General features: G+C 65.4%; 7 protein-coding genes and 1 pseudogene. 2 read left to right on the top strand and 6 right to left on the bottom strand.

Going from position 1 to position 10326, the window contains the following annotated elements:
• Nucleotides 1-546: 546 nt before the first annotated feature.
• From ABEL04_RS06120 to ABEL04_RS06100, 5 genes are all read right to left on the bottom strand, one after another.
• Complete coding sequence (locus ABEL04_RS06120) at nt 547-789, bottom strand: hypothetical protein (RefSeq protein WP_375801503.1); 243 nt, start codon at nt 787-789, stop codon at nt 547-549.
• 80 nt (nt 790-869) lie between these two features.
• Nucleotides 870-3560, bottom strand: coding sequence for a hypothetical protein (locus ABEL04_RS06115; RefSeq protein WP_375801502.1), 2691 nt, complete (start codon nt 3558-3560; stop codon nt 870-872).
• Nucleotides 3561-3667: 107 nt separating this feature from the next.
• Nucleotides 3668-4501: an ROK family protein gene (locus ABEL04_RS06110; RefSeq protein WP_375801501.1), complete on the bottom strand. Its 834-nt coding sequence runs from the start codon at nt 4499-4501 to the stop codon at nt 3668-3670.
• 187 nt (nt 4502-4688) lie between these two features.
• A complete protein-coding gene (locus ABEL04_RS06105) occupies nt 4689-4832 on the bottom strand; it encodes a hypothetical protein (protein WP_375801500.1) in 144 nt (47 codons plus the stop codon).
• 336 nt (nt 4833-5168) lie between these two features.
• Nucleotides 5169-6083 (bottom strand): PIG-L deacetylase family protein, encoded by a 915-nt coding sequence (locus ABEL04_RS06100; protein ID WP_375801499.1) that lies wholly within the window; start codon nt 6081-6083, stop codon nt 5169-5171.
• A gap of 866 nt (nt 6084-6949) precedes the next feature.
• On the opposite strand from ABEL04_RS06100, the gene ABEL04_RS06095 reads away from it, so the two are divergent.
• Together ABEL04_RS06095 and ABEL04_RS06090 are read left to right on the top strand one after the other, a co-directional pair.
• Nucleotides 6950-8023, top strand: a complete 1074-nt coding sequence (locus tag ABEL04_RS06095) for a serine hydrolase domain-containing protein (RefSeq protein ID WP_375801498.1) — start codon at nt 6950-6952, stop codon at nt 8021-8023.
• 127 nt (nt 8024-8150) lie between these two features.
• Nucleotides 8151-9836, top strand: a complete 1686-nt coding sequence (locus ABEL04_RS06090; protein ID WP_375801497.1) for a histidine kinase N-terminal 7TM domain-containing protein — start codon at nt 8151-8153, stop codon at nt 9834-9836.
• Nucleotides 9837-9925: 89 nt separating this feature from the next.
• Here ABEL04_RS06090 and ABEL04_RS06085 read toward each other — a convergent pair.
• A pseudogene (locus ABEL04_RS06085) lies at nt 9926-10326 on the bottom strand (RNA 3'-terminal phosphate cyclase); the annotation flags it as partial.

Here is a 10326-nt window from a genome sequence, read left to right as displayed (position 1 = left end):
CCCGGCAGGTCGACGCCGAGGTGTTTTTCGTGATTGCCAGCTCGGTGCTCCTGTCGGGCGGGCTCGCGAGGCCGATCCTCCGGACGGTTGAGGGAAAAAAGAGCCCGCGCCGATGAAGTCTCGTCTGCACGGGGACGACATGTGAGCGCAGACCGAGATTTTGGCACGGGCGGGGTAGTTTTTGGAGGGTTTCCCGGCGGACCAGAAATGTCGTTCACCCCTGAGATTGACGATCGGCATCCAGTCTCGTAGACTCTCAGGTCCAGACAAAGGCCTGTCTCGGAGAAGGGCGTTCTCGTCTACTGGGCATCGTCGGCCAGAAACGCGACCGATGATCTGTCCGCGGTCCGCTCAGGGCGGATTCCGGGACGGAAGTCGGCTTCCTCGGCCGACCAAGTCCCACCGAGAGTAGCACCAGAACTTGTCCGCTGCGCTCCTGCCGGGAGGATGATTGTCAGGAACGGACCGGCGAGGCAGAGGGGGATCCGCAGCGGGAGCAGGGAGGTGCTTCGCATCGCGTCGAAACTGCGTCGTGACGCCTTCTTGCTATGGGCCGATGAGAAGGCTGGTCAGGATGATTGCTACCATAAGGAGAAACGCCGCGACGTACGTCCAGGCGGTCGCCTGTACAAACTCCCCACTGCCAAACGTCAAATTTTCGCTCTCTTCCAGTGCGGCAGCGCTGGGCGGCGTTTCCACGTCGGGTCCGCCTTTGGTGGAGACACTCGTCTCTCCTGTGAGAGCGTGGCGGGTCTGGTCTGCCACTTTCTTCAGGACACGGAGCTCCACTCCTTCGGTAAGCTGAAATGGAGGATGAGCGTCGTCGGCAACGACCAGTGCGTCGATTCCGCACCTTCCCCCTCCACCCGTCATCGATACGCTGCGGGCACAGCCGGTTTCTCGACGTCCGGGACGCCGTTCTTCTTCAACCAGTAGACGAGGTACGGCACATTGTAGATGTGCGTCCAGCCAAACACCCGGAGGCCGCTACTCAGGCGCCAGATGCCGGGCCCGCCGCGCCGCCGGTCCTCCGGAAGGTGGCTGGCAGCCGTTAGGGAGTCGACGAGGGCCGCCTGACTGGACACGTTCTTCACGGGTGTGGTAAGGTTCTCGGTTTTTAGCACCTGCGCGCGGCGGACGGCTTCACGGAACAGGCTCGTGTCCTTCGACACCCCGTAGCCCGCAAGGAGCGTCGAGATGCTCGACAGGTACGACTCCATCTGGTGGTCGAGCGGCGGGGTGTCGCGCACGAATCGTGCGTGGCGGACGAGCGCCGCCTTCGCCTCTTCGTCGCCGGTAAGCTGAATGTACTTCCGCAGCCCGTTGGCCACGTACACCTGCGTGTAGCCGTAGCGGTCGATGATCATGTTGCCCCCCTGTTTCTCCTGAAGGCGGATCATCCGGTCGACGCGGTCGTCGAGCTCCTTGCGGAGGGCAGGGTCTTTCGTGGCGTCGTAGACGGCAGCAAGGTTCCACACCGAGAGGTAGAGGCGGCGTCCGGTGAGGCCATGCTCGCCGAAGATGCGGCGCTGGTAGTAGTCGGCCGTGAGGCGGGCCACGTCGAGGCCGCGATGGACGCCCGCCAGGTAGTATGCCGCAAGCCAGCCGGGCGTCCACACGTGTGCGCTCATGAGCCCGGCCCACTGGTTCCGCGCGTGGCGACGTCCCATGCCCAGATAGGGAGTGCCGGACGAGTCGTCCAGCGTCTCGAAGTAGTCGATCGCCGAATTCGTGTCGCCGCGATAGGTGGGCCCGGTCGGCCAGTGGACATTGTCGACATCCATCGCGTGGCGGCTCTGCGAGAGGGCCGTGAGGTACGCCTCACGGTTGCCGGTGCGCAGAAAATGGAGCCACCACATGAAATCCGTGGCCGGCTCGTTGTTGGTCCACAAAAACCAGCGATCGCGGAAGTAATAGGTTTTGCCGTCGCCGTAGTAGAACATCCCCCACCACGGCTCCCACTTCTGGTTGAAGCGCCACCAGTCGAACTTGTACTGGAGCCCACGCTCGTACGCCGCAAACTGCTCGGAGCGCGGCGCGAGCGGCCCGTACACGCGGCTGTCGGCGTACCACTGCGGTGGGGCGTGGGCCACAGGCGGGTCGATCACGTAGCGCATCGTGCGCTGGAGGGTATCGGTCGGGGTGGAGGCCGGATGGAAGGCGTAGATGAGCTCGGTGGTCTTCGCCGTGCCCGTGGCAAAGTTGTCGACGAGGTCGGCGTCCTCCTCCGCATCGGTGCGGGCAAAGTTCATCGGCGGCGCGGCGGGCGACCAGTGGTAGGCGGTGAGGGACCCAGTCCCTGGCTGCACGCTCAGCTCTTTCGGATACTCCTCAGAGAAGTGTCGCACCCCCACACTGATGCCCCAGCGGTCGTCGCGCACGTCCATCCATCCGACGGCTCGGGCCGCCCTCCGTTGCGTCGTCGAGTCGGCAATCAGGCGCGCCTCAACGTTGTCGATTCGGCGGGTGGCCGACGACGTGGTGTCCGAGCGCATCGGCCCCGTCTGCACGACGGAGACGTGCCGTTGCGCGTCGACGGGTCCCTCGACGACCGCTGGGGCGTTCGGGTCCCACCAGTTTCCTCCTCGCAGGGCCGTACGGTAGCGGACGGGATCGTTGAGCTGCTCGTTGAGCGCCAGTCCCGCCGCCGCGATCCGGTCGTTGGCCTGCGTCCATCGCGGATCGCCCTCGAGACTGTCCTCGCTCACGATGTTGTGCGGACTCGTAGCGATGAGCCCGTGCTGTCCGTCGATCGGCGGGTGCCGGTCGGGCTCGCCGGTGTAGGTGAGGGTGTGGAGAACGCGCAGGTAGGGCTTGCCGGCGTACGCGTGGATGCGCAGCGTGAAGGGGGAGGGATTGTTGTCGTCCCGCCCATAGCGGTACTCGCCCTCGACGCGCACGATGGCGTGCAGGGGGCCGGACCCTTTCTCCACGAACGTCTGCTCCACGACGGCCCGCGAGGAGTCGAGGCCCTTCGGGTCTACCAGATCCAGGAAGGAGCCTCGCCCTTGTGGTCCCGTGGCAATGACGTCGTCCGCCTCGAAGCCGTTGCCCTCTAGGTCGAGCTGCACGCGGTCGAGGAAGCCACTGCCCGTGGTGTCGGGGGCCGTGTGCTGGATGCGGGCCCGCAGCGGACCCGTGGTGATCTCGGCGAAGCCGTCGTACGTCTGGTCGTTGACAACGGTGACGCGATCGCCCGTGATTGGCGCGCGCCGCACGTCCGGCCCATACTCCACGACGTAGCGATCACTCTTTCCCGCGAAGAAGAAGACCCAGACCCATTTCAGGCTCGAATCGGCCGGTTCCCACGTCGTCACGGTCGTCACCTGCGATGGAACCTCGCGGCCGTCGGGCGTGAGGACGCGCACGTGGTCGGGCGAGTGCAGCGCTCCCTGTGGGAACGGCAGGCCGACGGTGAGCGGGGCACCGGGCGACGGCGCTTCAACGGTGATCGGAATCCGATCGGCCGCCGCAGCGGGGGCCGCTCCGAGCAGCAAGACGGCAAGCAGAGCGCCAAGGCCAGCGCGCAGCGACGTGTGACGGACGATGACTGGAAACATGTGTAGCGAATACTATCGGTAAACGTGCACGGCTGGCTCGGCGGACGGCAGACTGTACCCCCCGCGCCGCGCGTTGGGCGCTTCCGCCGTCCAGGGTTCACCGTCCATCAAAAACCAAGCGCGGCGGCGCCGAGGACGCCTGCGTGCTCCAGCCCCGATAGGTCGAGGGTAAGGTTGTCCAGTGTCCGCGAGAACGCGAACGTCTCGATCTCCGCCCACATCGCCTCCTCGAAAAACGGGTACGCGTGACGCACCGAGCCGCCCACGACGATGTGGGCCGGGTCGACGGCGCAGAGCACCGACTTGATCGCGTGGCCAAGGTGGGTGCCCATCTCCTCGAACATCGTGATTGCCTCCTCATCCCCCTTCTGTGCCCGCTCAAAGGCCTCCTTCCCCGAAATCCCATGCTCTCGCTCGAAGAAGAGCCCCGCACAGTAGTGCTCGTAGATGCTATCGCGGTAGGGCGCGGTGCCAAACTCTCCGGCCCCACAGTTTCGTCCCGAGAAGAGCTCTCCGTTGACGACGATGCCACCGGCAAACCCGGTCCCAAGGATGAGCCCGACCATCGGTGACTGCCCGCCCCCTGAGCCAAAATGGTACTCGGCGAGGGCAAAGCAATTGGCGTCGTTCTGAACGAAGGCCGGCGTGTCGTACCGCTGCTCGAGGAGGGGACCAAGCGGCACCTCGTCCCACGACGGAATGTTGACCACGTCGTACACGATGCCGTTCTCTGCGTCGACGACGCTCGGCACACCCGCTCCGATGCTGGCAACCTCTGCCGTTGGCGCCGCGTCGAGGAGCGCGTAGATCTGCTCCAGCACGTCCTCCCGGTCCCCGTCCGCGGGCGTGGGAGCCTGCCGTACGTCCGACAGCGTGCGGTCCTCTACGAGCCCTGTGCGAATGTTGGTCGCGCCGAGATCAATGCCAATTCGACTGGGCACTTGACGTGTCGTTTGGTTGTTGCGAATCGTTTGTCCGTTGTGGATCTGCCCCTCGTTCGTTGCCGGTCGCAACTCGTCCAACATCCAACGCAAAATACCCAATGCCTCGGCCCCCTCCCTCCCGTTGAGGTCGAGGGGCTCGTTCGGAACGATAGGGCCGGGGGGCCATGGGGCCGATGCTGAGGATCTATTCAAACGTCGGGGGCAGGAAGAACATGCTCGGCCGCAGGGCGAATCCATCTCCGCACGAGCCGACGATGAGGGGAACGATCGCGCCCCCGCCGGTTCCTGCCATGAAGATGCCGGTGAGCGCCCCGTAGTGTTCCTTCACCAAATTGAGGGCCAAGGCACCGGCTGCCCCTCAGACCAAAGCCGTGGCAGACGTTCGGAAACTCCGATCTCCAATTCATAACACCCTGCTCGGTGGCGACATGGCGGTGGATGCAGAGCCGAGACAGCCCGTTCGGAACGGGCCCGGCCTCCGCGTTCAGGGAGGCATCGAGCCCCCACTCGTCCGTCTAGGTTCGTGACGAGACAGGAGTAGTACGGCGGGCTCACGACGGAGGCAGGAGCGGAGCAGGCACCGGTTCGAGTTGAACGCAACGGTCTCCTCCTCCCGTCATGCGCAGCAACGGGTTGCCTCTTCCCTGAAGCGTGGCCATCTCCCCTACTGCCCGAGCATCGGGAAGAGGCGGCGGATCTCGGCGTCGGAGGGCTGACGGCCGTACTCCGCAATCTGGAACGACTCGGCGTACTGCACCTCCTGGGCCTGCTCCTCGCCGTACCACTCGGCCAGATTCTCGCGGGCATCATCCGGAACGGGGGCCGTCCACTGCTTCTTCAGCCATGCTCGCCGCGCCTCCTCCCCCTCTGGCACTTCGTCGAGCGCGTCGTTCACCCAGGGCAGCCACTCGTAGAACTGCGACTCGTGGGCGTCGAGCGCCGCAATCTTCGTGTCGATCACCTCGTCGACGGCGACCGTGATGTCGTGCTCGAAGGGGGTGGGCTTCTCGAATCCGTCTTCGAAGTAGAGGAAGACGGGATTCCCCTCCGTCGGCTCCACCTTGGGCAGCACGTTGGGCACCTGCACCATGTAGGCCGCGTCCTGCACCACCCGCCCGGCGTAGCGGTGATCTGGGTGATAGTCGTTCGGGCGATGGCCCACCACCACGTCGGCGTCCCACTCGCGAATCAGGCGGATCACGTCGCGACGCACCTCGAGGGTGGGCCTGAGTTCTCCGTCGTGGTAGTGCAGCACCTCGTATTCGTCGATCCCCAGCCGGCGCGCAGCTTCATGGGCTTCGGCCCGGCGCCGCTTTGCGAGCGGGCCTCCACCCATCTCGTAGTGCCCCGCGTCTCCGTTGGTCAGCGACACGAACTTGACCGCGTGCCCGTGCCTGGCGAGGAGTGCCGCCGTGCCGCCCGCCCCGACATCGCAGTCGTCCGGATGCGCCCCGATGAAAAGGATGCGCGCAGGGCCGTCGCCGCTCTCCTGGGCCTGAGTGGGGTGGGCCATCGTAACCAACAGAACGGGCAGCACGCTGAGGGAGAGAAGGCCCTTCAGCCAGAAAGAATCAGCCATGGTGTCCGGAAGAGGTAGTGGATGGAGGGAGAGGGGAAAGAATGCGGAATCGCAGGGATGCGAAACGCTCAGCGCACTCTGTCGCTCGTAGATCGGCACCGACATCCTGCCGCCGCCCCGTCATCCCGGGGATCTAGGCTATCGGAAAGGGCGCGATTCTGATTAGGATGATCGGGATGACGCGCGTGGAGACCCCGTGCGCGTCCCTATCGTGGAATGGCCCCGCACTCCTCCTTCGTCACCAGCCGTCGCACAGTGTGAGGTCGTGGAAAGCATTCGACGAAAATGCGCCTGGTCCCAGAATCGGCGGATTCTGCGGGAGATCTAGCCGCTTGGACGGACCGTGCGGAACGGAAGACGGTGCGAACACGCCTCTCCAGGGGCAAGCTTCACTTGGTCCTGCAGAGACATCCGGTTGATACCCGAGCGGGTGATTGGCCATCTTCACTCCTGACAATTTGTTCCACGGCGTCCCTCCATGCGCCTGCTCGCACACTGCTAGCCCGGGGCGCCCTTCAACTCGTTCGTCTACTCCCCCGTGCGGGCTGTTCGACGACCTTCTCGTCCCCCAATCCTCCATCTCCCTCCTGGCCGACGGGTGGGGCAAGCGCGCACCCGGACCGTACCGCCCTCAAATGGGCTGGCAGCCGACTCGACCCGTGCCAACCACCGGAAGGCGCGGATGCACGAGTACGATTCCTCCGGAATGATTTCGGCTCCCATCGGAAGCGGGAGGCATACGCAAACGAACACGATGTGGACCGAGAAGTACGCGGACGCTGTCGCCTCCGTTCGCTGATAAGAGACCCCCCTCCTCGATGGACAGACACTCCTGCGCTAGGGTCTGCCCTGCTTTGTGCGCGGTTGTGGGCGTTCTGGCAAGTCTCCTCCTGCCGCTGGCCCACGCCCAGTCCGAGGTGAGGACGGTGACCTGGCGGGCCCATCCGCCCGGGGGCCACGGCTTCGATGCCTTCGCTCTCGCCGACGCGGTCAGCCGCGCCGCCGACCTCGCTCCTCCACTCACCAGCTTGCTCGTGGCCCGGGATACCACAACCGTGGCCGAGGTGTACTTCGGCGGCCTGGCGCCCAGCGGGAGCGCCAACCTCAAGTCGGCGAGCAAAAGCGTCCTGAGCGCACTCGCCGGTATTGCCCTGGACGACGGTGCTCTCGACGGGCTCAATCAGCGGATCGGTCCTTTTTTCCCGGCCCTGCTGGCCGGCGCGCCCCGTAAGCAGCGAATCACGATCCACCACCTCCTCACGCAGCAGACCGGCCTTGAGTCGACGAGTTTCGGCAACTACGGCACGTGGGTGTCCAGTTCAAACTGGCTGGCCGGTGCGCTGCGTCGCCCCCTCGTGGGCCGTCCGGGGGGAGACATGATCTACAGTACGGGCAATACCCACGTCTTGGGCGCTGTTCTCGCCGAGGCCACAGGCCAGTCGCTCCGGGCTTACGCGCAGGACCGCCTCTTCGACCCGCTCGGCGTGCGGATCCGGAGCTGGCAGCAGGCCCCGACAGGCCGCTACTTTGGCGGCAACAACCTGGCCCTCTCTCCCCGCGCCATGCTGCGGTTTGGCCAGTTGTACCTGAACGACGGTCGGTTTCGGGGGCGGCGCGTCCTCCCCGCGGACTGGGTCGACCTATCCTGGCGAACCTATGTGCGCTCGACGTACCACGGCTACCGGTACGGCTACCTCTGGTTTGTCCATTCCATCGGGGGAGAGCGCGTTGCGTTTGCCTGGGGCTACGGCGGGCAATACGTGTTCGTCGTGCCCCGGCTCGATCTCGTCGTGGCCTGTACCTCGTCGCTCCAGAACCGAACCCGCGGCGGCGACCACAACGAGCAGGTCCTGCGCCTGCTGGCAGAGCACATCATCCCGGCCGCTCGCGGTCCAGGATCCGTTGACCTGCGGACCAAACGGTCCGTCCTCCGATTTTGAGGGACAGAGAAAAGGCCTTTCCCATGCTCCTCGCCCCTCGCTTCTCGAACGGGCCGTCGGACAACCAGCCGGGCTGTACTCCGCCCGTGAAGGAGACGTTGACGGGTGCGAAGTCCCACTGTTAGCCATGGTCCTACCGGCATACCGCTTTTTGCTCGTCCTCGCGTGTGTCCTGGGATGCTGGGTCGCGTACCAGGCCTGGACGAACCGAGAAACGACCGGCGCCCGCCTCCTCGTCGGCGTTGCTCTCGCCGCTGTCTTCTGGGCCGGGGCCTCTCTCGGTCTCACGCTGGCCACTGCCCCAAGTGTGGAGTTTCGGTGGTTCCAGGTTATGTACCTCGGCATCGTTGGGGCGCCGATTAGCTTCTTTGCCCTCGCCCTCAAATACACGGGCTCCCAGCAGTACCTGACTCCGACGACGATGGGGATCCTCATCGCGGGAGGCTGCGTCTTTCTTGGGATGGCCTGGACGAATCCGTATCACCAGTGGTACTGGGCCGAGATCGACTATTCGGCGGCGGTCCCGACGGGCGCCGCCACCACGCCAGCGCCCGGCTTCTGGGGGTTCGTCGTGTTCACCTACGTCCTCCTGCTCGTGGGCACCGTTCTCTTCGTCCGGTACGCCCTGACGGCGCCGCACCTCTACCGCAGCCAGACGATTGCCATCCTCATTGGCGTCGGGGCCCCCTGGGCGGCCAACATTCCCTATTCCCTTCAGTGGATGGCCGCCGACTATACCCCGGTCGCCCTTGCCGTCACGACCGTCACCCTCTGGGCCGCCATGTTTCGGTATCGCCTCACGGACATCGGCCCGGTCGCGCTCCGAACAGTGTTCGAAAGCATCTCGACGGGCGTCTACGTGCTGGACCGCTACGACCGGCTCGTGGACGTCAACGCGGCGGGCCGGGCCCTGCTCGACGTTCCGGACGACGCCATCGGCACGCCCTTCCACACCCTCGCCCCCACCGAGGCATTCGCCGAGCACGTCCGGGCCGCCACCGACCAGACCAAGGTCCTCGTGCTCGACGATCAACAGCCCGACGCGGAGGCCACGGGCCCCCGCTACTACAAGGTGCAGGTGACCCCAATCGACCCGTCCAGCGGGGGACGGGAGGGACGCATCGTCGTCGTGAACGACGTGACCGAGCAGCGGCGCCAGCAGCGGCAGCTGGAGGACCAGAACGAACGACTCGAAAACTTCACCTCAGTGGTGTCCCATGACCTTCGGAATCCACTGAACGTCGCGTCCGGAAATCTCACCCTGGCGCAAGAAGACTGCGACAGCGACTTCCTGAACCGCGCCGAGCAGGCACTTGCCCGCATGGAAACGCTGATCGACGACCTGCTCGCGCTGGCCTACGGCGGGACCACCGTCACCGAGCCCGAGCGCGTCGGCCTCGCGGCGGTTGCTGCGGACGCGTGGAACACCGTCGATACGAAGGATGCTACCCTCGCGGACCAGACGGAGAGTGAGATCATTGCCGACCGATCGCGGCTTCATCAGCTGATCGAGAACCTCGTCCGCAACGCCATCGAGCATGGGGGTGAGACGGTGACGGTCACCATCGGAGACCGGGACGGGGGCTTCTACGTCGCCGACGACGGCCCCGGAATCGCGGCGGACGACCGGGAGGACGTTTTCGAAATGGGGTACTCGACGCGGGAGGACGGAACAGGGTTCGGCTTGAACATCGTCGGCGAAATCGCGGACGCACACGGATGGGAGGTGCACGTTACCGAGAGTATCGACGGGGGCGCGCGGTTCGACATTCGTGGGGTCGAGGTTTGCGAATCCTCGCCAAACGAGTCCTGATGGCTCGGGGAGATCGCTGATCCGAGGCATTGCTCCCCCCTGTGGAAACTGTAGGGTCCAGAGGGACTCCGACCACGCCCGCCGTGTCCCTACGCTCTCAGACGCACCGTCCCGTCATCGTAGGCATCGACCGAGACCTCGATGCCGAAGGCTGAGAGCGACCGCCCCGCCTCTATGTGGTCTGTGACTGCCGGAATCGATACCTGGCCCCCGACCAGGGCCAAGAAGAGCAGGAGTTGGTCGGCCATGTGTTTGTCGACCGCCGCATTCCCGGCGTTGAATGCCCAGGCTGTCTCGGCGGCCTCTCGTCCGATGTCTTCCGCGGGGGTCCCCCGTTCGCCCAGTGCGTCGAAGCCGGCGGTTGTCTTTGCGTAATCGAGCCGGATCGTGATTGCAGAGCCCGTCGAGTCGGTGTCTACGGAAGCAGTCCTTTGTTCGACGACATCAATGCCCGCCTCCCCGAGCCGCTGCTTCGCAGCCCGCGCCTGCC

It is taken from the genome of Salinibacter sp., assembly GCF_042218895.1.
In the GTDB taxonomy this organism is placed as follows: domain Bacteria; phylum Bacteroidota; class Rhodothermia; order Rhodothermales; family Salinibacteraceae; genus Salinibacter.
The sequence above is the reverse complement of the archived record's forward strand: the minus strand, read 5'-3'. Positions and strand labels throughout refer to the sequence as shown.